This window comes from Mesorhizobium sp. M1A.T.Ca.IN.004.03.1.1 (assembly GCF_003997555.1).
In the GTDB taxonomy this organism is placed as follows: domain Bacteria; phylum Pseudomonadota; class Alphaproteobacteria; order Rhizobiales; family Rhizobiaceae; genus Mesorhizobium.
Genome location: NZ_RZTV01000306.1, coordinates 1 through 273 on the forward strand (window position 1 = coordinate 1; position 273 = coordinate 273).

Annotated in this window: 1 pseudogene; it reads right to left on the reverse strand. The window is 68.1% G+C overall.

Annotated elements, in window-relative coordinates:
* Positions 1–269 (reverse strand): annotated as a pseudogene (locus EOD29_RS36635) (hypothetical protein); the annotation flags it as partial.
* Positions 270–273 lie beyond the last annotated feature (4 nt).

A 273-nucleotide genomic window follows, 5' to 3' on the forward strand; every position in this document is an offset into this window, starting at 1 on the left:
CCGCGCATCACCCTCTCGTCATCAGGCGCAGGTGATGACTCCGGCTCGGTCGCGGCGGGCGGTGCCGCGGCGGGTGGCGGCGCGGCGGGTGCAGGTGCAGCGGGCGGAGGCGCAGCGGGTGGTGGCGTGGGCGGCTGTTGGGCGAAGGCGGTGCCGGCCAATGCGGCAAGGGCAAGACCTGATAGCAGCAGTCTTTGCATGGCAACATTCCTTTCAGAGACGAGACGCATGTCTTTAAACACTGCGGCGCGGCTTTGGTTCACGCCCATCGGA